At 72.5% G+C, this 22585-nt stretch carries 20 protein-coding genes; 2 read left to right on the forward strand and 18 right to left on the reverse strand.

Going from position 1 to position 22585, the window contains the following annotated elements; all coding sequences use genetic code 11:
• Positions 1–11: 11 nt before the first annotated feature.
• The 16 genes from ACZ4V1_RS28495 to ACZ4V1_RS28570 form a co-directional block, all read right to left on the reverse strand.
• The gene (locus tag ACZ4V1_RS28495; protein ID WP_468341447.1) at positions 12–194 is read right to left on the reverse strand and encodes a DUF6191 domain-containing protein; all 183 of its coding nucleotides are present in this window, start codon (positions 192–194) and stop codon (positions 12–14) included.
• 38 nt (positions 195–232) lie between these two features.
• Positions 233–3319 carry a helix-turn-helix transcriptional regulator gene (locus tag ACZ4V1_RS28500; RefSeq protein WP_468341609.1) on the reverse strand — a complete coding sequence of 1029 codons (3087 nt, stop codon included), beginning with the start codon at positions 3317–3319 and terminating at the stop codon, positions 233–235.
• 74 nt (positions 3320–3393) lie between these two features.
• On the reverse strand, positions 3394–3579 hold the full coding sequence (locus ACZ4V1_RS28505; RefSeq protein ID WP_468341450.1) for a hypothetical protein: 186 nt from the start codon (positions 3577–3579) through the stop codon (positions 3394–3396).
• A gap of 227 nt (positions 3580–3806) precedes the next feature.
• Positions 3807–4436, reverse strand: coding sequence for a hypothetical protein (locus ACZ4V1_RS28510; protein WP_468341453.1), 630 nt, complete (start codon positions 4434–4436; stop codon positions 3807–3809).
• Between the two features lie 35 nt (positions 4437–4471).
• The gene (locus ACZ4V1_RS28515) at positions 4472–5056 is read right to left on the reverse strand and encodes a GNAT family N-acetyltransferase (RefSeq protein ID WP_468341456.1); all 585 of its coding nucleotides are present in this window, start codon (positions 5054–5056) and stop codon (positions 4472–4474) included.
• Positions 5034–7280 (reverse strand): MMPL family transporter, encoded by a 2247-nt coding sequence (locus tag ACZ4V1_RS28520; protein WP_468341459.1) that lies wholly within the window; start codon positions 7278–7280, stop codon positions 5034–5036. The genes ACZ4V1_RS28515 and ACZ4V1_RS28520 overlap by 23 nt, the downstream gene beginning before the upstream one ends.
• Positions 7281–7573: 293 nt before the next feature.
• Entirely contained in the window at positions 7574–9088 is a 1515-nt protein-coding gene (gene gatB / locus ACZ4V1_RS28525) for an Asp-tRNA(Asn)/Glu-tRNA(Gln) amidotransferase subunit GatB (protein ID WP_468341461.1), read from the reverse strand.
• Positions 9089–9103: 15 nt separating this feature from the next.
• On the reverse strand, positions 9104–9343 hold the full coding sequence (locus tag ACZ4V1_RS28530; RefSeq protein WP_055421828.1) for a hypothetical protein: 240 nt from the start codon (positions 9341–9343) through the stop codon (positions 9104–9106).
• Positions 9340–10833 (reverse strand): Asp-tRNA(Asn)/Glu-tRNA(Gln) amidotransferase subunit GatA, encoded by a 1494-nt coding sequence (gene gatA, locus ACZ4V1_RS28535; protein WP_468341464.1) that lies wholly within the window; start codon positions 10831–10833, stop codon positions 9340–9342. The genes ACZ4V1_RS28530 and gatA overlap by 4 nt, the downstream gene beginning before the upstream one ends.
• Before the next feature lie 5 nt (positions 10834–10838).
• A complete protein-coding gene (gatC, locus tag ACZ4V1_RS28540) occupies positions 10839–11135 on the reverse strand; it encodes an Asp-tRNA(Asn)/Glu-tRNA(Gln) amidotransferase subunit GatC (RefSeq protein WP_003973500.1) in 297 nt (98 codons plus the stop codon).
• A gap of 178 nt (positions 11136–11313) precedes the next feature.
• Positions 11314–11655 (reverse strand): DUF4267 domain-containing protein, encoded by a 342-nt coding sequence (locus ACZ4V1_RS28545; protein WP_468341467.1) that lies wholly within the window; start codon positions 11653–11655, stop codon positions 11314–11316.
• 142 nt (positions 11656–11797) lie between these two features.
• Positions 11798–14020 (reverse strand): putative bifunctional diguanylate cyclase/phosphodiesterase, encoded by a 2223-nt coding sequence (locus ACZ4V1_RS28550; protein ID WP_468341470.1) that lies wholly within the window; start codon positions 14018–14020, stop codon positions 11798–11800.
• A gap of 259 nt (positions 14021–14279) precedes the next feature.
• Entirely contained in the window at positions 14280–16475 is a 2196-nt protein-coding gene (gene ligA / locus ACZ4V1_RS28555; protein WP_468341473.1) for an NAD-dependent DNA ligase LigA, read from the reverse strand.
• Between the two features lie 15 nt (positions 16476–16490).
• Positions 16491–17504: a methionine synthase gene (locus ACZ4V1_RS28560; RefSeq protein WP_468341476.1), complete on the reverse strand. Its 1014-nt coding sequence runs from the start codon at positions 17502–17504 to the stop codon at positions 16491–16493.
• A gap of 46 nt (positions 17505–17550) precedes the next feature.
• Complete coding sequence (locus ACZ4V1_RS28565; RefSeq protein WP_468341479.1) at positions 17551–18240, reverse strand: SDR family oxidoreductase; 690 nt, start codon at positions 18238–18240, stop codon at positions 17551–17553.
• 27 nt (positions 18241–18267) lie between these two features.
• Positions 18268–18807 carry an LOG family protein gene (locus ACZ4V1_RS28570; RefSeq protein ID WP_468341482.1) on the reverse strand — a complete coding sequence of 180 codons (540 nt, stop codon included), beginning with the start codon at positions 18805–18807 and terminating at the stop codon, positions 18268–18270.
• A 90-nt stretch (positions 18808–18897) separates the two neighbouring features.
• On the opposite strand from ACZ4V1_RS28570, the gene ACZ4V1_RS28575 reads away from it, so the two are divergent.
• Complete coding sequence (locus ACZ4V1_RS28575; protein WP_468341485.1) at positions 18898–19239, forward strand: DUF427 domain-containing protein; 342 nt, start codon at positions 18898–18900, stop codon at positions 19237–19239.
• A 110-nt stretch (positions 19240–19349) separates the two neighbouring features.
• Here the strand turns inward: ACZ4V1_RS28575 and mnmA are convergent, their stop codons facing one another.
• The gene (mnmA, locus tag ACZ4V1_RS28580; RefSeq protein WP_468341487.1) at positions 19350–20480 is read right to left on the reverse strand and encodes a tRNA 2-thiouridine(34) synthase MnmA; all 1131 of its coding nucleotides are present in this window, start codon (positions 20478–20480) and stop codon (positions 19350–19352) included.
• Positions 20481–20541: 61 nt separating this feature from the next.
• On the opposite strand from mnmA, the gene ACZ4V1_RS28585 reads away from it, so the two are divergent.
• On the forward strand, positions 20542–21294 hold the full coding sequence (locus ACZ4V1_RS28585) for an N-acetylmuramoyl-L-alanine amidase (protein WP_468341490.1): 753 nt from the start codon (positions 20542–20544) through the stop codon (positions 21292–21294).
• A 5-nt stretch (positions 21295–21299) separates the two neighbouring features.
• Here ACZ4V1_RS28585 and ACZ4V1_RS28590 read toward each other — a convergent pair whose 3' ends face one another.
• Positions 21300–22469, reverse strand: a complete 1170-nt coding sequence (locus ACZ4V1_RS28590; RefSeq protein ID WP_468341493.1) for a cysteine desulfurase family protein — start codon at positions 22467–22469, stop codon at positions 21300–21302.
• Positions 22470–22585: the final 116 nt, after the last annotated feature.

Raw genomic sequence — 22585 nt, forward strand, 5'->3', positions numbered from 1 at the left:
GACCGGGTCCGTCACTCCTCCGCCGACCGCGCGGGAGGCGGCAGGTGGACGACCACCTTGCCCGAGGTGAGGTCTATCGGGCCGTGGCCGGGGTCGCCGTCGCCGACGTCCTCACGGGTCAGTTCCAGACGGTTCTGCTCGTCGCGGGTGTGCTTGCGGCCGGGGGAGAACAGTTCATCGAGCGCGTTGAACACGGAGCCTCCGTCCGTCGGCGTCACTCACAGCGTAAGCGTCACTTCACGGTACGGGACGTGAGCCGCCCGGCCGGGAACAGCGCCAGCCGGTGGGCCACCGCCGCCGCCTCGCCGCGGCCGGAGACTCCGAGCTTGGCGAGGATGTTGGAGACGTGGACGCTGGCCGTCTTCGGGGAGATGAAGAGTTCCTCCGCTATCTGGCGGTTGCTACGGCCCTCGGAGACCAGGCGCAGGACGTCGCGTTCCCGGCTGGTGAGGCCCAGGGACTCGGCCGGGTCGGCGGGGGCCGCGGGCTCGGCGGCCCGGCCGAGCGTGAGACGGGCGCGCTGGGCGAGCAGGGCGACCGCGTCGGCCAGCGGGCGGGCGCCGAGGTGGTCGGCGACGGTGCGGGCCAGGCGGAGCAGTTCCGTGGCGCGGGCACGCTCGTCCTCACCGCCGGTCTCCAGGAGGGCGCCGGCCAGCCGGTGCCGGACGCGGGCGAGTTCGTAGGGCCGCTCCAGGCACTCGAAGGCGGTGACCGCGGCCGACCAGGTGCCCGGGGTGTCTCGGCCCTCCGCGCGGTGGAGTTCGGCGCGGACCCACTTCTCGTGGGCGAGCCAGACCGGGGCGCCCGTGGTGAGGGACTTGGCGGCCCTGGCGAGTCCTTCGAGGGCCTCGGCGCGGCCGTCCCCGGCGACCGGCAGACCGCGGGCGTCGGCCTCGGCCTCGGCGGCGAGCAGCAACAGGGGCCAGCCGAAGCGCTGGGTGCCGGGCGGGAAGCCGGAGTCCAGGGCGCGGCCGAGTTCGGCGCGGGCGTCGAGGAGGCGGCCCTCGGCGGCGGCGAGGCCGACGCTGAGGGCGGCCAGCGGCAGTCGGTACTGGGGCATCGAGTCGTGCGTGCCGTAGGCGGCGCGGGCGGCGGCGAGCTGCCGGGCGGCCTCGGCCGTCTCGCCGCGGGCCAGCGCGACGGTGGCCCGCTTGAGGGCCGCGCCGGCGCGTGGCCCGGCGCTGCGGCCCGGGGCCCCGGCCGGCTCCGCGGCCTCGAGCGCCTCCTCCCAGCGCCCCAGGGAGATGAGCGACTCGGAGAGATTGCCCCACACATAGGCCTCGGACTCCAGCAGGCCCATCCGCCGGGTGAGGTCGACGCCCTCGCGCAGGATGCCGAGCGCCTCCTCGGAGCGGCCGATGCCCTCCAGGACGGAGGGCAGGTTGATGTGGCTGCGGGCCACCACGGCGGCCCGCCCCTGCGCCACCACCAGGTCCCGCACCTGGTACATCTCCGCGAGGCCCGCGTCGATGTGCCCCGCGTCGACCATCAGGCCGCCCAGGGTGAGCCGGGCGTTGAGCTCGATGTCGTCGGCGCCCACCATCCGCGCGTATTCGACGGCCCGCTCGGCCGCGGTCACGGCGCCGGGGCCGGGGTTGTGGAGCATCGACCAGTTGGCGGCCATGGCCAGTACCTCGGCGTGCACCTCGGAGGGCGGCAGGCCGCGGACCAGTTCCTGGGCGATGCCGAGCTCCCGCCAGCCGTCGCCGCGGCCCTGTGCCTGGACCAGGATCGAGCGCTGCGTCCAGAACCAGGCGGCGCGCTGCGGGTCCCGGCCGCCCGGGTTCGCCCCGGTGCCGGCTTCCTGCTCGTCCTCCAGCAGGCGCAGCGCCCGCTTGGTGATCTTCATGGCGCGCTCGCGTTCCCCGCACAGCCGTCCGGCGACGGCGGCCTCGGCCATCAGGTCCAGGTAGCGCAGGGGCTTGGTGGCGGGGTCCCAGCCGCAGGGAGGGTAGACCTCGGTGTGGTCGACGGGGCGCAGGGTGGCGCGTACGTCGTCGGGGGCGGAGTCCCACAGCTCCATCGCGCGCTCCAGCAGGCCGAGTTGCTCGGAGTAGGCGTGGCGGCGGCGCGCCTCGACGGAGGCGTCCAGTACGGCGGGCAGGGCCTTGGCGGGGTCGTGGGCGTGGTACCAGTAACTGGCCAGGCGCATCACGCGCTCGGCGGCGGGCACCAGCGTCGGGTCGGCCTCCAGGGCTTCGGCGAAGCGTCGGTTGAGGCGGGAGCGCTCGCCGGGGAGCAGGTCGTCGCCGACGGCCTCGCGGACCAGGGAGTGGCGGAAGCGGTAGCCGTCGCCGTCGGGGGCGGGGAGCAGGATGTTGGCGTTCACGGCGGCCCGCAGCGCCTCGATGAGGTCGTCCTCGGCGAGCCGGGCGACGGCGGCGAGCAGCCGGTACTCGACGGTGGAGCCGCCTTCGGCGACGATCCGGGCGACTCGCTGGGTGCTCTCGGACAGGGCTTCGACGCGGACCAGGAGCAGGTCGCGCAGGGAGTCGGTGAGTCCGGCGCAGCAGCCCTCGTGGGCGGCGACGGCGAGTTCCTCGACGAAGAAGGCGTTGCCGTCGGAGCGTTCGAAGATCTCGTCGACCTGGAGCGGGTCGGGTTCGCAGGCGAGGATGCCGGCGATCTGGCGGCCCACCTCCTCCCGGGTGAAGCGGCCGAGTTCGAGGCGGCGGACGGTGCGCAGCCGGTCGAGTTCGGCGAGCAGGGGGCGCAGCGGGTGGCGGCGGTGGATGTCGTCGGAGCGGTAGGTGGCCAGGACGACGAGGCGGCCGGTGCGCAGGGTGCGGACGAGGTAGGCGATCAGGTGGCGGGTGGACGCGTCGGCCCAGTGCAGGTCCTCCAGGACGAGGACGACGGTGTGCCGCGCGGCGACGCGTTCCAGCAGGCGGGCGGTGAGTTCGAAGAGGCGGGCCATGCTCTCCTCGTCGTGCCGGCCGCCGCCCGAGCCCGGGGTGCTCTCGCCCAGTTCGGGCAGCAGCCGGGCCAGTTCCTCCTCCTGACCGGCGGCAGCGGCGGCCAGTTCCCCGGGCAGTTGGCGGCGCAGCGCGCGCAGCGCGGTGGAGAAGGGGGCGAAGGGCAGTCCGTCGGCGCCGATCTCGACGCAGCCGCCCAGCGCGACGACGGCGTCCTGCCGGCGTGCGGCGGTGGCGAACTCCTCGACGAGGCGGGTCTTGCCGACCCCTGCCTCGCCGCCGAGCAGCAGGGCCTGCGGCTCGGCGGTGTCGGCGCGCACGAGCGCGTCCCGCAACGTGCCCAGTTCGCCGGCGCGGCCGACGAACACGGGACTGACGGACCTGGTCTCCACGGACCCGAGCATCGCACGCGGGTCCGACAGCGCGACAACGGTTTCGGGGAGGACGGCCGTGCGGCCGTCCTCCCCGAGTCCCCCGCTCACGCGGCCCGGCTGAACCGGTGCCGCCGGAATCGGAAGCTATGGCTCTCGGCCTCGGCGGTGCCCTTGGCCGCGTCCCGGCGGGCGGCGCGACGGGCGCGGACGGCCTCGCGGGCCAGCCGCTCCTCGTCGGCGCGGCGGATCAGTTCGGTGGCGCGGGCCTGCTGTGCCTCGTACTCGAACATGGTGTGTCCCTCGTGTCCCTCGGTGAGAGCCGGTGTCGGTTCCGGCTCGGTTTCGGCTTCGCTCGCTGCTCGCTTGCGATGCCTCAACCTTCGTCTCCCAGGGGGGTGCGCCACATCGGGTAAGTTCCGCATCTTCGGCACCGGTGGGGGCCTTAGACGTGCGTGAGGGGTCTTAGGGCGTGCGCCGGGGGCGCGCTGATGCCCTAAGACCCCTCAGAGGAACTTCGTCAGCCGGTGGACGGCAGGTCCAGCAGGATGTTCGTGTACTTCAGGACGGCGAGCAGCAGGCCGATGACACCGAGGGCGACGCCCGCCCAGGCGACCGACTTGATCCACGGGGCCTGCGGCCGGCCGGGCGCGCCGAACGCGGGGCGGGCCAGCACCACGACGCCGACGACCAGGGCGACGAGCGCGAACACTCCGCCCCACAGCGCGGTGGCCTGCCAGGCGTTGCCGTAGCCCTTCTCGATCAGCATGCCGACGTCCGAGGACGAGGACGTCTCCAGCTGGCCGAGCAGCGACTCGCGGGCGGAGGCCACGCTGCCGACCCAGCCGCCGGTCAGCGAGACGACGCCGAGCCCCGCGGAGACGACCGCGCCCGCGCCCTGGCCGACGCCGGTGGGGCCCTCGTCCCCGGCGGCACCGGTCGCGGCGTCCTCGGCCGCGGCGTCCTCGGCGGCGTCGTCCTCGGCCGTGGCGTCGTCCTCGGCCGAGACGTGGTCCGTCCCGGCGTCGTCGCCGGCCGGGGTCTCGGCGTCGGCGGTCTCGGTCCCTGCCTTCTCAGGGGCCGCGGTCGCCTTGTCCGTCTTGTCCTCGTCGGTCTTCACGCCGGTCTCGTCCACTGTCTTCGTTCCCATGTCTCGCACCGTACGGACGCTGTCTGAGAGGTCCCTTAACGATCCTTGTGAGCGGCACGCGCGCGTGCCTCGCGTGCCGCACGCCACTCGGGCGCGAGCACCGCCCACACCTCGATGTCCTGACGGGCGCCCCGGTGGAGGGAGCTCTCGCGCAGCACGCCCTCACGCATCATGCCGAGTCGCCGGGCGGCGTTGACACTCGGGGTGTTGGCGGACGACGCGTGCCACTCCACGCGGTGCATGCCGCGCTCGTCGAAGGCCCAGTCGATCAGGACCCGGGCACCGCGTGTGACCAGGCCGCGGCCCGTTCCGGCCGGCTCCAGCCAGCAACCGATCTCACACATCCCGGTGGCCGCGTCGAAGACCCGGAAGAGCAGGCCGCCGACGAGCTTGCCGTCCAGCCACAGCCCGTGCAGGAAGCCGCTGTCGGCGGCGTGCCGGTCGGCGTAGGACCGGAGCAGTTCCCGGGCGGAGTCGACGTCGGTGACCTTCGTTCCGAAGGGAATGTGCTGTGTGATGAACTCCCTGCCCCGGTTCAGGTGGGCGAGGAACTCCTCGGCGTGCCAGGTCTCCAGGGGGCGCAGTTCGGCTCCGTCGTCACCCAGTGGTATCGCGTACATCCCGCTGCCGTTCCTCCTCCGCAAGGACGTCCGCCACCTCGGCGTCCGTCGCCGCGGCCAGCCTCTCATGGGCGGCGCGGCACTCGGGCGGCTCGATGCTGATACGCGGCAGGAGCTTGTCCAGCCGGCGCGGCAGCCACCAGTTGGCGCTGCCGAGCAGGTGCATCAGGGCGGGCACCAGGAGGGTGCGCAGGACGAAGGCGTCCAGGGCGACGGCCGCGGCGAGCGCGATGCCGAACATGGCGATCACGCGGTCGCCGCTGAGGACGAAGGCGAGGAAGACCGAGATCATGATGACCGCGGCGGAGTTGATCACTCGGCTGGTCTCGGCGAGCCCGACCCGGACGGCACGGCGGTTGTCGCCGGTTTCCAGCCACTCCTCGTACATCCGGCTGACCAGGAAGACCTGGTAGTCCATGGAGAGCCCGAAGAGCACCGACACCATGATCACGGGCAGGAAGGGTTCGATCGGGCCGGCGCTGCCGAGGCCGAGCAGTTCGCTCCCCCACCCCCACTGGAAGATCGCCACGACGATGCCGAAGGAGGCGGCCACGGCGGCGACGTTCATCGCGGCGGCCTTGACCGGAATGCCGACGGAGCGGAAGGCGAGCAGGAGCAGCAGGCAGCCCAGGCCGACGACGACGCCGACGAAGAGCGGCAGCTTGCCGACGATGACGTCGGCGAAGTCGTCGTAGCCGGCCGTCACGCCGCCGACGTGCACGTCGAGGGCGGTGCCCGCCTCGGCGCGCGGCAGCACCTCGGAGCGCAGCCGCTCGACGAGGTCGCTGGTGGCCCCGGACTGCGGGGACGACTCGGGTACGACGACGAGGTACGCGGTGTCACCGCCGGCGTCGTACGTCACCGGTGTCACCGAGGAGACGCCCTCGGTGGTGCGCAGTGAGGCGTCGAGGTTGTCCAGGGCGAGCCGGTCCTCGGCCCCGCCGACCTCGGTGACGAGGGTGAGGGGGCCGTTCACTCCGGGGCCGAAGCCCTCGGCGAGGAGGTCGTAGGCCTGGCGGGTGGTGGTGCCCTTGGGGTCGTTGCCCTGGTCGGAGGTGCCCAGGCGCAGTCCGAGGGTGGGCAGCGCGAGGACCGTGATGACGACGAGGGCGATGGCGCCGAGCAGCTTGGGGCGGCGCTCCACGAACGCGGACCAGCGGGCGGCGAACCCGGTGGGCAGCTCGGGTTCGGGCCCGTGTTCCGCGAGCCTGCGCCGCTCGCGCCGGCTCAGGGCGCGCGGGCCGATGTACGACAGCAGCGCCGGCAGCAGGGTCACGGAGGCCGCGACGGTGAGGACGACGGTCAGCGAGGCGGCGATGGCCACGCCGTTGAGGAAGCTGAGCCGGAGGATCAGCATGCCCAGGAGGGCGATGCAAACGGTGGCACCCGCGAAGACGACCGCGCGTCCCGTGGTGGCGACGGCCTTCTCCGCGGCCTGCGCGACGGTGAGTCCCCGCTTCAGTCCGCGCCGGTGTCTGGTGACGATGAACAGCGCGTAGTCGATGCCGACGCCGAGTCCGATGAGGGTGCCCAGCATGGGCGCGAAGTCGGCGACGGTCATGGCGTGGCCGAGCAGGGTGATACCGGCGTAGGCGGTGCCGACGGAGACCAGTGCGGTGGCGATGGGCAGCACGGCGGCGGCGAGGGAGCCGAAGGCGAGGAAGAGCACGACCGCGGCCACGGCCACCCCGAGGACCTCGGCGAGGTGGCCGCCCGGCGCCTCGGTGAGCGCTACGGCGCCGCCGCCCAGTTCGACCCGGAGCCCGTCGGTCTCGGCCGCCTTGGCGGTGTCGACCACGGCCCGCGCCTCGGCCGCGCCGATGTCCCCGGAGGCGTTCCCGAAGGTGACCGAGGCGTACGCGGTGTGGGCGTCTTCGCTGATCAGGGACGAGTCTGGGTCGTCGTACGGGTTGGTCACCGAGGCCACACCCGGCAGGTCCGCGACGCGGTCCAGGGTGCGGGTCATGGCCTGTTCGACGTCGGTGGCGCGGACGGTGTCGGTCGTCGTGTGCCAGACGATCGTGTCACCCTCGCCGCCGAGGCCGGGGAACCCTGAGGCGAGCAGCTGGGAGGCACGATCGGAGTCGGTGCCGGGGCCTCCGTAGTCGTTGGAGTACGCGGAGCCGGTGACCGCGGCGGCCGTGGCGACCCCGCCGAAGGCGAGGAGCCAGAGCAGTACGGCGACGAGGCGGCGTTGGACACACCAGCGTGCAAGGGCTGCCACGAACGTGCTCCCAGGGTGTCTGATTGTGGATCTTTGACCGGGAACAGTCGTTCAGGGAGTGAACGGCCCGCAAAGAACGCATGAGCAATGCGAAGCCACTCTTTCAGCCAGAAGTGATCATTTGCGGAATTCGTGGGCTTATTCACAGAAGTGACGCCGATGCGCCGGACGATCGGATGAAAGTGTCATTCCTTCCGGGTGATCCGCGACCCTTCTGGGTGATCCGCGACCGAACGCCTGAGGGGTCGCACCCGGTCGGGTGCGACCCCTCAGCACAAGCGATGCCGGCCGGCTCAGCCCTCGCCGACGCCCAGCTTCTCCAGGATCAGCTCCTTGACCCGGGCCGCGTCCGCCTGGCCCCGGGTCGCCTTCATGACCGCGCCGACCAGGGCGCCGACCGCGGCCACCTTGCCGCCGCGGATCTTGTCCACGACACCCTGGTTGCCGGCGATGGCCTCGTCGACGGCGGCGGTGAGCGCACCCTCGTCGGAGACGACCTTCAGGCCGCGCTTGTCGACGACCTCGTCCGGCGTGCCCTCACCGGCGAGGACGCCCAGGATGACCTGGCGGGCCAGCTTGTCGTTCAGGTCGCCCTTGGTGACCAGCTCGGCGACCCGGGCGACCTGCTCCGGCGTGATCGCCAGCTCGTCGAGCGCCTTGCCCGACTCGTTGGCGCTGCGGGCCAGCTCGCCCATCCACCACTTGCGGGCGGACGCCGCGTCGGCACCGGCGTCGATCGTGGCGACGATCGGGTCCAGCGCACCGGCGTTCAGGATCGACTGCATGTCGTTGCCGGAGATGCCCCACTCCTCGCGGAGCCGGTTGCGGCGCACCAGCGGCAGCTCGGGCAGGGCGGAGCGGATCTCCTCGACCCACTCGCGCGAGGGGGCCACCGGCACCAGGTCGGGCTCCGGGAAGTACCGGTAGTCCTCGGCCTCCTCCTTCACCCGGCCCGAGGTCGTGGAGCCCGTGTCCTCGTGGAAGTGGCGGGTCTCCTGGATGATCGTGCCGCCGCCGTCCAGCACGGCCGCGTGCCGCTGGATCTCGAAGCGGGCCGCGCGCTCCACGGAACGCAGCGAGTTGACGTTCTTGGTCTCGCTGCGGGTGCCGAACTTCTCCCGGCCGTGCGGACGCAGCGACAGGTTCACGTCGCAGCGCATCTGGCCCATCTCCATGCGGGCCTCGGACACACCGAGGGCACGGATGAGTTCGCGCAGCTCACGGACGTAGGCCCGGGCGACCTCGGGGGCCCGCTCGCCCGCTCCCTCGATCGGCTTGGTGACGATCTCGATGAGCGGGATGCCGGCCCGGTTGTAGTCGAGCAGGGAGTGCGAGGCGCCGTGGATACGGCCCGTCGCACCGCCGACGTGCGTCGACTTGCCGGTGTCCTCCTCCATGTGGGCGCGCTCGATCTCCACGCGGAAGGTCTCGCCGTCCTCCAGCTGCACGTCGAGGTAGCCGTCGAAGGCGATCGGCTCGTCGTACTGGGAGGTCTGGAAGTTCTTCGGCATGTCCGGATAGAAGTAGTTCTTCCGGGCGAAGCGGCACCACTCGGCGATCTCGCAGTTCAGCGCGAGACCGATCCGGATCGCCGACTCGACGCCGGTCGCGTTGACGACCGGGAGCGCGCCGGGCATGCCGAGGCAGACGGGACAGGTCTGGGTGTTGGGGTCGGCGCCCAGTGCGGTCGAACAGCCGCAGAACATCTTGGTCCGGGTGCCGAGTTCGACATGGACCTCGAGGCCCATGACGGGGTCGTAGGACGTCAGCGCGTCCTCGTACGACACCAGGTCGGTCGTGGTGGTCACGGTGAAACTTCCCTCTCAGCCCAGCAGGACGTCGTCGTCGCCCAGGCGCTTCAGCTCGCGGTAGAGGATGGCGAGGTTGGTGACGACCGCTGCTCCGGTCACGACGGCGTCGAGCAGCCGCAGCGTGTCGTTGTCGCCGCGGGCCTTCTTGATCTGCTTGTAGACCCCGACGGCGCCGAACGCCGACGTGGCCATCGAGACGTACAGGCCGGACCGGGACTTCTTGAAGCCCTTTGCCTTGGTCAGTGCGCTCACAGCGACGGTGCCTCCTCGATCAGCGGGTGGCCCCACTTTTCCACGAAGGCGGCCTCGACGGCGGCGCCGACCTTGTAGAGCCGGTCGTCCTTCATGGCGGGGGCGATGATCTGCAGACCCACCGGCAGGTTGTCCTCGGGGGCGAGGCCGCAGGGCAGCGACATGGCCGCGTTGCCCGCCAGGTTGGTGGGGATGGTGCACAGGTCGGCCAGGTACATCGCCATCGGGTCGTCGGCGCGCTCACCGATCGGGAAGGCGGTGGTCGGGGTCGTCGGGGAGACGATCACGTCGACCTGCTCGAAGGCCTGCTCGAACTCCTGCTTGATCAGGGTGCGGACCTTCTGGGCGCTGCCGTAGTACGCGTCGTAGTAACCCGAGCTCAGGGCGTACGTGCCGAGCATGATGCGGCGCTTGACCTCGGGGCCGAAACCGGCCTCGCGGGTCAGGGAGGTGACCTCCTCGGCGGAGTGCGTGCCGTCGTCGCCGACGCGCGCGCCGTAGCGCAGGCCGTCGAAGCGGGCGAGGTTGGAGGAGCACTCGGAGGGCGCGATCAGGTAGTACGCCGACAGCGCGAGGTCGAAGGACGGGCAGTCCAGCTCGACGACCTCGGCGCCCAGCGACTTCAGCAGCTCGACGGACTCGTCGAAGCGCTGGATGACGCCGGCCTGGTAGCCCTCGCCGCGGAACTGCTTGACGACGCCGACGCGCATGCCCGACACCGAGCCGCCCCGGGCGGCCTCGACGACCGCGGGGACCGGGGCGTCGATGGAGGTGGAGTCCATCGGGTCGTGCCCGGCGATCACCTCGTGCAGCAGGGCCGCGTCCAGGACCGTGCGGGCGCAGGGGCCGCCCTGGTCCAGGGAGGAGGAGAAGGCCACCATGCCGTAGCGGGAGACGCCGCCGTAGGTCGGCTTGACGCCGACGGTGCCGGTGACGGCGGCGGGCTGGCGAATGGAGCCGCCGGTGTCGGTGCCGATGGCGAGCGGGGCCTGGAAGGCGGCGAGCGCCGCGGAGGAGCCGCCGCCGGAGCCGCCGGGGATCCTGGTGAGGTCCCAGGGGTTGCCGGTCGGGCCGTAGGCGCTGTTCTCCGTCGAGGACCCCATGGCGAACTCGTCCATGTTGGTCTTGCCGAGGATGACGACGTCGGCGGCCTTCAGGCGCCGGGTGACGGTCGCGTCGTACGGCGGGATCCAGCCCTCGAGGATCTTCGAGCCGACGGTGGTGGGGATGCCCTCGGTGGTGAAGATGTCCTTGAGCGCGAGGGGGACGCCGGCCAGCGGGCCGAGCTTCTCGCCGCGCTCGCGCTTCTCGTCCACGGCGCGGGCCTGCGCGAGCGCGCCCTCGCGGTCGACGTGCAGGAAGGCGTGCACCTTCTCGTCGACGGCCTCGATGCGGGCCAGGTGGGCCTCGGTGACCTCGACCGCGGTCAGCTCGCCGGCGGCGATCTTCGCGGCGATCTCGGCCGCGGTGAGCTTGATGATGTCGCTCATGGCGATTACTCCTCCCCCAGGATCTGCGGCACCTTGAAACGCTGCTGCTCCTGGGCCGGGGCGCCGGAGAGCGCCTGCTCGGGCGTGAGCGACGGACGGACCTCGTCCGGCCGCATGACGTTCGTCAGCGGGAGCGGGTGCGAGGTCGGCGGTACGTCTTGGTCGGCGACCTCGCTGACGCGGGCGACCGCGCCGATGATGTCGTCCAGCTGTCCCGCGAAGTGCTCGAGCTCTTCGGGCTTCAGCTCCAGACGCGCCAGCCGGGCGAGGTGGGCGACCTCCTCGCGCGTGATGCCAGGCATGCAGCGTTCCTCTGGGGTGAGTGTGTGGTTTGGGCAAATCGGCTTGGGCAAGTCGGTTTGGACCCAATCCTATGGGGCCCGGCGCCGTGGCCGTTAAACGGTTTCCCCCGGGGCCGCCGCACGGCGCCGCGCTCGTCTTCCCGAACCGGTGCCGTCCGGGAGGACGACGGGGCCGTGCTCAGACCTCGAGGAGCAGACCGGCACTGACGAGGACGACGACCGCGGTGGCGAGGTGGATCCCGAAGGACACGGCCCTCGCGCCCCCGTGGCGCAGCACGATGAGCGTGTCGCCGGGCGGCACGAGGGCCACGCACGGCATGAACCACGTCTCGGCGCGGACGCCCGCGAAGGCCGGCAGAGCCGGACCCACCAGGCCGAGGGTTCCGTCCCGGAGTCCCTTGATCGTCAGGTGGGCGCCGGCATCGCCACCGGGGTCGGCCGGGACGCCGTAGCCGGTGGCGGCGGATGCGGGCCGGAACAGGAAGCGGTAGCCGAGGAACACGCAGAACAGGTTGAGCACGACGGCCCGGGTGAGGCCGCGGACCGAGCGGGACGGGCCCGGGGCCCGCCCCACCGCGACGTGCGGACGCCGGCCGGTGGACGCCTGCTACGAGGAGGGCGCGCCCGTCCTACCGGGAAGGCGCGCCCGGCGGGTGGTCAGGTCACTCGTCGGTCGCCGCCACGGGCAGTGCGGCGGCGGGCCGCACCCAGCCCCGTGAGCCCCGCGCGCGCAGCCATGCCGTCGTCTCCCCGGGCGGCATCGCGGCCGCGACCAGCCAGCCCTGTACGGCGTCGCAGCCGAGGTCGCGCAGCCGCTCCCAGGTCTCGTCGTCCTCCACGCCCTCGGCGACGACGAGCAGGCCGAGGGAGTGCGCGAGGTCGACGGTGCAGCGCACGATCTCGGCGTCCTCGGTGTCGACGGCCAGCCGGGCCACGAACGAGCGGTCGATCTTGAGCTCGCTGACCGGGAGCCTGCGCAGGTGGACGAGTGAGGAGTAGCCGGTGCCGAAGTCGTCCAGGGACATCTTCACGCCGTGACCGGTCAGCGCGTTGAGGGTGTCGGCGGCGCGCTGCGGGTCCTCCAGGAGGACGTGCTCCGTGATCTCCAGTTGGAGCGCTCCCGCGGGGACGCCGTGCCGGGCCAGCCTGGCGGCGACCGAGCCCGCGAAGCCGGGGGTGTGCACGTCGCGCGGGGAGACGTTGACCGCGACCGGCACGAACAGCCCCTGGGAGCGCCAGTGGGCGACCTGCTCGAGCGCCGTCTCCAGCACGTACTCGGTGAGGTGGGGCATCAGCCCGGACGACTCCGCGATCGCTATGAACTCGTCCGGCGGCACCTTGCCGCGCTCGGGGTGCACCCAGCGGACCAGGGCCTCCAGGCCCGCGACCTGTCCGTCGAAGCGGACCTTGGGCTGGTAGTGCAGCTGGACCTCGTGGGCGTCCAGCGCCCGGCGCAGGTCGCCCAGCAGGCCGAGGCGGTCCGGGGTGTTGGAGTCTCGCTTGGACTCGTAGACCTCCACGCCGGTGCGGTCCCGCTTCGCCTGGTACATCGCCACGTCGGCGCGGCGCAGCAGTCCCTCGGCGTCCAGCGCGTGGTCGGGGAAGACCGCGACACCGGCGCTGGCCTCCAGGACGAGGGTGAGCCCGTCCAGGTCCATCGGGGAGCTGAGCGCGCCCACCAGGCCCCGGGCGATCCGGGTCGCCGACGTGGTGGAGTCGGCGACGGGCAGTAAGACGGCGAACTCGTCGCCGCCGAGCCGCGCGGCCTCCGCCCCGCGCGGCAGGGCCTGCCGCAGCCGGTCGGCGGTCTGCAGCAGCAGCCGGTCGCCGGCGAGGTGTCCGAGCGTGTCGTTGACCGACCGGAAACGGTCGAGGTCGATCAGCATCAGGGCGGCGCGGGCACCGATGCGCTCGGCGTCGTCCAGCGCGCTCCAGGTGCGCTCGAGGAGCCACTGCCGGTTGGGCAGTCCGGTGAGCGGGTCGCGCAACTGCTCCTCGGCCCGGGCGCGGGCGATCCACAGGGTGGAGTCGAGGGCGATCAGCGGGATGGAGAACAGCGGCAGCAGCAGCGGCTTGGCGACCGCGACCACACAGACCAGCGGGGCGATGCCGAGCAGCGCCACGGCGACCAGGCCCTGTCTGACCAGGGCGGTGCGGGCGACGGTGGGCAGGCCGACGCGCGGTGTCTGCAGATACCACAACAGGGCGCGGGTCACGGCGAGGTAGGCGACCGCGACGAGTACCACCTTGGGCGCCGCGTACACACCCCAGGTGTTGGGGTCCCAGGGGGCCTCGACGGAGGGTACGGAGCCGCAGACGCCCAGCACCAGGGCACCCGCGGCGATCCCGAGGATGTCCACCGCGCCGTGCAGGACGCCCTGCCGCCAGCGGCCCCGGCGGGCTATGCCGACCAGGACGACGACGGTGAGGCTGACCATGCCGGCCGGAACCCAGCCGTACAGCAGCAGGACGGCGAGGGTGAGGGCGGCGCCGGATCCGGTGCCGCCCCACCAGCGGGAGCGGCCGAGCATGACCAGGTGGCCCACGACGATGCCGGTCAGCACGGCCAGGGACCAGCCGGTGGTGCCGGCCGGGAAGAGGGCGTGGCCGCCGGTGAACGCCCGGTAGAAGCCGCCGCCCAGCACGAAGGCGGCGGCCGCGACGACGGCCGAGGGCAACGCGGGCCAGGCCAGGTGCCGTTCAGCGTCGGTGTCGGACAGGACGGAGGGGCGACGGGCGGCCGGCGGCGCCGAGCCGCGGGCGCTCGCCGCGGGGTGCGGTGCGCCACCACCGCGCTGCCCGAGCCACCGGCTCACGTGCCACGCGCCCACCATGCGACGCAGGCGCAGCCGTGAGCCCGCGGCGGCGCTCTCGGTCGGTTCCATTCCCGTCCCTCTCACAGCCGGCGGTGCCCACGCCACGCGGCCCGACGCCCGACATCCATCAACGGCTCCGCGTTGGAGAACCCTTGCCCCTGTCCCTCGGGGGCAGGGGGATGCCCCAACCGCAGCGGGGCACGGCAGGCGCACACCTCAACAGTAGGCCGCGGAAGGCTTCCAGGGGCACCGGTCGTCGACGGTTGCCCGAATGCGACCCGGCCACCCGTATGCATCTGGTATGCGCCGATCGGGTGGCCTTCAACCGCTATTCCTCAGCCGAAAGTGCGACGTCGGCCGCCGCTTCGGGTCCTTGTTCGAGCAGGACGGTGAAACCGTCCTCGTCGAGAACCGGCACCTTAAGTTGCATCGCCTTGTCGTACTTCGACCCGGGGTTGTCACCGACCACGACGAACGAGGTCTTCTTGGACACCGATCCGGTCACCTTCGCACCCCTGCTCTGCAGGGCGTCCTTGGCTCCGTCCCGGGTGAAGTTCTCCAGGGTGCCGGTGACGACGACGGTGAGTCCTTCGAGCGGGCGCGGCCCCTCGTCCTCGTCCGTCGACCGGTCCTCCAGCGGAACTCCGGCCGCCTTCCACTTGCGGACGATCTCGCGGTGCCACTCCTCGGCGAACCACTCCTTGACCGCGGCGGCGATGGTGTCGCCCACCCCGTCCGCGAGCGCCAGCTCCTCCTCGGTGGCCTGCTCGATGCGGTCGACGGAGCGGAACTCCCGGGCGAGGGCCTGGGCGGCCACGGGCCCCACGTACCGGATGGAGAGCCCGTTGAGGAAGCGGGCGAGCGGGCGGGTCTTGGCCTCCTCGATGTGCTTGAGCAGCGCCAGGGTGTTCTTCTTCGGCTCGCCCTCCTTGTTGGCGAAGACCGTGACGATCTTCTCCTCGCCGGTCTTGGGGTCGCGCTTGGGCAGCCCGCTGTCCGGGTCGAGGACGTACGCCTTGATGGGCAGCAGCTTCTCGACGGTGAGGTCGAAGAGGTCACCCTCGTCCACCAGCGGCGGCTGAGGCGGCTCCAGCGGCCCGGTCAGCGCTGCCGCGACGACGCCCCCGAAGTGCTCGATGTCCAGGCACTCCCGGCCGGCGAGGTAGGAGACGCGCTCGCGCAACTGGGCGGGGCAGGTGCGGGCGTTGGGGCACCGGAGGTCGATGTCGCCCTCCTTCATGGCCTTCAGCGGCGTCCCGCACTCGGGGCACTCGGCCGGCATCACGAACTCCCGCTCGCTGCCGTCCCGCAGGTCGGCGACCGGTCCGAGGATCTCCGGGATGACGTCACCGGCCTTGCGCAGCACCACGGTGTCGCCGATGAGCACGCCCTTGGCCTTGACGACCTCCTGGTTGTGCAGCGTGGCGAACTCCACCTCGCTGCCCGCCACGGTGACCGGCTCGACCTGCGCGTACGGCGTGACGCGGCCGGTGCGGCCGACGCCGACCTTGATGTCGACGAGCTTGGTGTTGACCTCCTCCGGCGCGTACTTGTACGCGATGGCCCAGCGGGGCGCGCGGGCCGTGGAGCCGAGCCGGCCCTGGAGGCGGATCTCGTCGAGTTTGACGACGACGCCGTCGATCTCGTGCGCCACCGAGTGCCGGTTCTCGCCGTAGTACGCGATGAAGTCCCGTACGCCGTCGAGGCCGTCGACCACGCGGTTGTGCGGGGAGGTGGGCAGGCCCCAGGTCTTCAGCAGGTCGTAGGCCTGGGAGAGGCGGGTCATGCCCTTGAAGCCCTCCAGGACGCCGATGCCGTGGACGACCATGTGCAGCGGGCGGGTGGCGGTGACGCGCGGGTCCTTCTGGCGCAGCGAACCCGCCGCCGCGTTGCGCGGGTTGGCGAAGGGCTTGTCACCGGCCGCGTTCAACCGGGCGTTGAGCTCCTGGAACTTGTCCATCGGGAAGTAGACCTCGCCGCGGATCTCGACGAGGTCGGGGACCTCGTCCCCCGCGAGGCGCTCCGGGATGTCGGCGATGGTGCGGACGTTGGGCGTGATGTCCTCGCCGGTGCGGCCGTCGCCTCGGGTGGCCGCGCGGACGAGGCGGCCGCGCTCGTAGGTGAGGTTGACGGCGAGGCCGTCGACCTTCAGCTCGCACAGGAAGTGGTACTCCTGCTCGCCCAGCTCCCTGGCGATGCGCTCGGTCCAGGCGGCCAGCTCTTCGTCGTTGAAGGTGTTGTCGAGGGAGAGCATGCGGGAGCGGTGCTCTACGGCCGTGAACTCCGTCTCGTAGGAACCGGCGACCTTCTGGGTCGGGGAGTCCGGGGTGCGCAGCTCCGGATACTCCTCCTCGAGCTCCTCCAGGGAACGCAGCAGCCGGTCGAAGTCCGCGTCGCTGACGACGGGGGCGTCCTTCACGTAGTACCGGAAGCGGTGCTCCTCGATCTGCTCAGCGAGCTGCACGTGCTTCTCGCGCGCCTCGGCGGGCACGCTCGTCGTCTCCGCCTGCTTGTCGCCGGCCACCGTGTTGTCCTCCCGTTACTCTGGGTTGTCCGCGAGGGATCTCGCCGCCCGGGCGCAGTGGGCGAGCGCCCGGCGGGCGTACTCGGGGGACGCGCCCGCGAGTCCGCACACCGGCGTGACGGCGACCGCCTCCGCGAGAAGCCCCGGATGCAGCCCCAGCCTGCGCCACAGCGTCCTGACACCCATGACGCTACCGGCAGGGTCTGACAATGCGGCGTCCGTGCCGGGCACGACACCGGCGAGCAGCCGGGTGCCGCCCTCGACCGCCTCGCCGATCGCGTCGTCGTCACGCTCGGTGAGAAGCGAGAAGTCGAAGGAGACACCCTCGACGCCCGCCCTGCGCAGCAGGGCGAACGGCACGTCCGGTGCGCAGGAGTGGACCACGACGGGCCCGTCGCCGTGCGCCCCGGCGATGTCGCGGAGGGCGCCCTCGACGACCTGGCGGTCGACGGCGCGGTGGGTGCGGTAGCCGCTGGCGCTCCGTACCTGGCCGCGCAGGACGGCGGTGAGGGACGGTTCGTCGAGCTGGAGCACGATCCGGGCACCGGGCACGCGGCGCCGGACCTCCGCCAGATGCAGGCGCAGCCCTTCCGCGAGCGAGGCGGCGAGGTCCCGGGAGGCGCCGGGGTCGGAGAGGACCGCCTCTCCGTTGCGCAGTTCCAGGGCGGCGGCCAGCGTCCAGGGGCCGACGGCCTGGACCTTCAGCGGTCCCTCGTGGCCCTGGGTGAACTCCTCCAGGGCGTCGAGGTCCTCCCCGAGCCAGGCGCGGGCCCGTTTGGTGTCCCGGCCCGGCCGGTCGCCGAGCCGCCAGCCGCTGGGCTCCACGCGTGCGTACAGCTCGACGAGCATCCCGGCGGTGCGGCCGATCATGTCGGCGCCGGGGCCGCGGGCGGGCAGTTCGGGGAGGTACGGGAAGTCCTCGAAGGTGCCGGTGGCAGTCTTGACGGCCTCGCGGGCGTCGTGGCCGGGCATCGAGCCGATGCCGGTGGCGGGGCCGAGGCGCGGGCTGGTCTGGCTGTTGTCGCTCACCGGGCCAGCCTATGCGGGAGGACGCGGCCGGCGCCCCGGCGGGCCGTCACCGCCCCGGGCGCACCGTCAGGTCGTTGACCTCGGCGTCCCTCGGCAGGTCCAGGGCCATCAGGATCGTCGTGGCGACCGACTCGGGGTCGATCCACTTCGCGGGGTCGTACTCCTTGCCCTCCTGCTGGTGGACCTTGGCCTGCATGGGGCTGGCGGTGCGGCCGGGGTAGACGGAGGTGACGCGGACGCCGTTCGCGTGCTCCTCCTGGCGCAGGGCGTCGGCCAGCGCCTTCAGGCCGTGCTTGGAGGCGGCGTACGCGGACCAGCCGGCGTGGGCGTTGAGACCGGAGCCGGAGTTGACGAACAGCACGTGGCCCTGGGCGACGCGCAGCTGCGGCAGGAAGAGGCGGGTCAGCTCGGCGGGGGCGACCAGGTTGACGTTGAGCTGGTTGCGCCAGGTCTTCGGGGTGAGGTCGCCGACCGGACCGAGGTCGACCACCCCGGCGATGTGCAGCAGCGAGTCCACGCGGTCGGGCAGGGTCTGGTGGGAGAAGGCCCAGGAGAGCTTGTCGGGGTCCGCCAGGTCGCCGACCAGCGTCGCGGCGCCGGGGTACGCGGCCGCCAGTTCCTTCGCGCGGCCCGCGTCGCGCGCGTGCAGCACGATCTCGTCGCCGCGTTCGTGCAGGCGGCGGGCGACTGCCGCGCCGATGCCGGAGCCCGCTCCGGTGATCACATGTGTAGCCATGTCCGTCATGCTCGCATCACCGGCGGGTCACACGATGCCCCGGCTCTCCTCCAGGTAGGCGAGCGCGCCGACCGGCTCCTCGGCGAAGAACACCAGCTCGGTGAGGGGGCGCGGCAGGAAGCCCTCGTCCTCCATCCGGCGGAACTGCTCCTTGAGGCCGTCGTAGAAGCCCGCCGTGTTGAGCAGGACGACGGGCTTGTCGGTGTGCCCGTGCTTCTTCAGCTCCAGGATCTCGGTGGCCTCGTCCAGCGTGCCGGTGCCGCCCACCATGATGACCACGGCGTCGGCCTTCTCCAGCAGCAGCCGCTTGCGCTCGGCGAGGTCGCGCGCGATCACCATCTCGTCGGCGCCCACGCGTGCCTTGGCCGCCAGGAAGTCCACGGAGACCCCCAGCAGCCGCCCTCCGGACTCCTGCACGCCGTCGGCGACCACCTTCATCAGACCGACGTCGGAGCCGCCCCACACGAGGGTGTGACCGCCCTTGCCGAGCAGTTCGGCGAACTCCTTCGCGGGGCGCGTGTAGCGCTCGTCGAGCTCGGCGGCGGAGAGGAAGACGCAGATGTTCATGGGGCAACGGTACGTTCGGCGCGCCACGGGGAAGAACCCGGCTTCCGGCCACGCTGTCATCAGGAGAGCCGGCTACCGAGGAGGACGATCGTGACCAAGGGATTCGAGCGACTCACAGGACACCGCATCACCGTCGAGCCAAGCGACCGGCACGTGCGCGTGGTGCACGGCGAACAGGTCCTGGCGGAAAGCGACCGGGCGCTCGTCCTGCGCGAGACGGGCTGTCCGGAGCGCTACTACATCCCGTCCGAGGACGTGCGGCTCGGCCTGCTGACGCCGTCCGGCACGCACACCCACTGCCCCTTCAAGGGCGACGCGACCTACTGGTCGCTGCCGGACTCGGCGGACGTCGTCTGGGCCTACCCGGACCCGAAGCCGGACGTGCGGGAGATCAAGGACCACCTCTGCTTCTACGAGGTCGAGGTGTCCTGACCACTGCGTTCCCGACCACTGCGTTCCCGACCGCTCCGGGTACCGACCGCTCCGTCTGCCGAGCACTCCGTGCACGGGGTGCTCGGCATCCCGGACGTCGCCCCCCGGGCTCAGGCCACGCCGGCCGTCACGCGGGTGGTGGACTCGATCGTCGCCGAGCCCACCACGCGCGTGCCGTCGTACAGCACGATCGCCTGGCCGGGGGCGACGCCGCGCACCGGCTCCCGGAACGACACCTCCACAGTGCCGTCGACCACTTCGGCCCGTACCTCGGTCTCGCCGCCGTGGGCGCGGAGCTGCGCCGTGTACGTGCCGGGGCCGGCCGGGGCGGCACCGCACCAACGGGGCTTGATCGCCCGCAGCCCGTGGACGTCGAGCGCCTCCGCCGGGCCCACCGTGACGGTGTTGTCCACGGGCGAGATGTCCAGGACGTAGCGCGGCTTGCCGTCGGGGGCCGGGGTGCCGATCCTGAGGCCCTTGCGCTGGCCGATGGTGTAGCCGTAAGCGCCCTCGTGGGTGCCGAGCCGGTTGCCCGCCTCGTCGACGATGTCGCCCTCGGCCCGGCCCAGCCGGCCGGCCAGGAAGCCCTGGGTGTCGCCGTCGGCGATGAAGCAGATGTCGTGCGAGTCGGGCTTCTTGGCGACCGCCAGTCCCCTGCGCTCGGCCTCGGCGCGGATCTCGTCCTTGGTGGTGAGGGTGTCGCCGAGCGGGAACATCGCGTGCGCGAGCTGCCGGTCGTCGAGCACGCCGAGGACGTAGCTCTGGTCCTTGGCCATGTCGGAGGCGCGGTGCAGCTCGCGCGTGCCGTCCTCCCGGAGGATCACCTGGGCGTAGTGGCCGGTGCAGACGGCGTCGAAGCCCAGGGCCAGGGCCTTGTCGAGCAGAGCGGCGAACTTGATCTTCTCGTTGCAGCGCAGGCAGGGGTTCGGGGTACGGCCGGCCTCGTACTCGGCGACGAAGTCCTCGACCACGTCCTCCCGGAAGCGGTCGGCGAGGTCCCACACATAGAACGGGATGCCGATGACGTCCGCGGCACGGCGGGCGTCCCGCGAGTCCTCGATGGTGCAACAGCCCCGCGCGCCCGTGCGGAAGGACTGCGGGTTCGCGGAGAGCGCGAGGTGGACGCCGGTCACGTCGTGCCCCGCCTCGGCCGCACGGGCGGCGGCGACGGCGGAGTCGACTCCGCCCGACATGGCGGCGAGGACACGGAGGGGACGGGTGCGCTGCGGGGTCTCAGTCATAACCCTTCCAGGGTACGGGTGAGCCGGGAACCGGAGCCCGCGAGTATGCGTTGAAGATCGCATGGGGGCCAAGCGAGAATCCACAAGCCCGTCCGCCGGAGGTTCCGCCGGCGGGCCGGCCGGCGGGGCCGGGGACGCGGACCGGCGTATCGGCCGGCGGGCGCTGATCGTCGGCGGCACGGCCGCGGCCGTGGGCACGGCGGTGCTGGCGCGCGACGAGCTGGCCCGCCTGTGGTGGCGGGTACCGGGAGTCGAGCGGCCCCGCGAGGAGGGCGCCGTCGACTACACCGGCGCCCGGTGGGTGGCGGCCTCGGACGAGAACTGGCGGCGTGCGGACCGGCCCGACGACTTCGGCGTGGACATGGTGATCGTGCATGTCACGCAGGGCAGTTTCGCGAGCGCGGTGCGGGCGTTCCAGGACCCCGGGCACAAGGCGGCCACGCACTACATCGTCGGGCAGGACGGACGCGTCACCCAGATGATCCGCGAGCTGGACGTGGCGTACCACGCGGGCAACCGCGACTACAACGAACGCAGTGTCGGCATCGAGCACGAAGGCTTCGTGGACCGCCCGCAGGATCTCACCGACGAGATGTACGCCGCCTCCGCGCGGCTGACGGCGGGGATCTGCGCGCGGTATGACATACCCCTGGACCGCGAGCACATCATCGGCCACGTGGAGGTGCCGGGCACCGACCACACCGATCCGGGGCCGCACTGGGACTGGGACCGGTACATGAAGCTGGTCCGGCGGGCGGCCACCAGCGCCCCTTCGGGCAGTCCGTCGGGCGGTCCTTCCGGGGCAGGCACGTAGAGCTCTCAGGTCAGCCCCGCCGCGCGGGCCCGCTCCACCGCCGGACCGATGGCCTTGGCGAGGGCCTCGACGTCGGCCTCCGTGGAGGTGTGGCCGAGGGAGAAGCGCAACGTGCCGCGGGCGAGGTCGGGGGCGGTGCCGGTGGCCAGCAGGACGTGGCTCGGCTGGGCGACGCCCGCGGTGCAGGCGGAACCGGTGGAGCACTCGATGCCCTGGGCGTCGAGCAGGAGGAGGAGGGAGTCGCCCTCGCAGCCCGGGAAGGTGAAGTGGGCGTTGGCGGGGAGGCGGCCGTCCGGTGCCGGGTCGCCGCCGAGGACCGAGTCCGGCACCGCCGTACGGACGGCGTCGACCAGGTCGTCGCGCAGGGCGCCGATCTCGCGGGCGAACCACTCGTGCTGCTCGGCGGCGAGGCGGGCGGCGACCGCGAAGGAGGCGACGGCGGGGACGTCGAGGGTGCCGGAGCGGACGTGGCGTTCCTGGCCGCCGCCGTGCAGGACCGGTACGGGGCTGTACTCACGGCCGAGGAGCAGCGCGCCGATGCCGTAGGGACCGCCGATCTTGTGGCCGGAAACCGTCATCGCGGCGAGCCCGGAGGCGGCGAAGTCGACCGGGAGCTGCCCGACCGCCTGGACCGCGTCGGCGTGCAGCGGTACGCCGAACCCGGCGGCCACGCCGGCGAGTTCACGGACCGGCATGATCGTGCCGATCTCGTTGTTGGCCCACATGACGGTGGCGAGGGCGACGTCGTCGGGGTTGCGGGCGATGGCCTCGCGCAGCGCCTCGGGGTGGACGCGGCCGTGGGCGTCGACGGGCAGGTACTCGACCGTCGCGCCCTCGTGTTCGCCGAGCCAGTGGACGGCGTCGAGGACCGCGTGGTGCTCGACGGGGCTGGCCAGGACCCGGGTGCGGGCCGGGTCGGCGTCGCGGCGGGCCCAGTACAGGCCCTTGACGGCGAGATTGTCGGCCTCGGTGCCGCCGGAGGTGAGGACCACCTCGCTGGGGCGGGCGCCGAGGGCTTCGGCGAGGGTCTCGCGGGCTTCCTCGACGGTGCGCCGTGCGCGGCGGCCGGACGCGTGGAGGGAGGAGGCGTTGCCGGTGACGCCCAGGTGCGCGGTGAGTGCCTCGACTGCCTCGGGAAGCATCGGGGTGGTCGCGGCGTGGTCGAGGTAAGCCATGGTGCGGCCGATTCTACGGGGCGGTTCCGCCCGGCCTCAGATCAAGGCTGGCCTCTTCCACGGGCGGCCACACGGACGGCCACACGGACGGCCACACGGACGGCCACACGGACGGC

The organism is Streptomyces sp. NPDC028991, assembly GCF_055564775.1.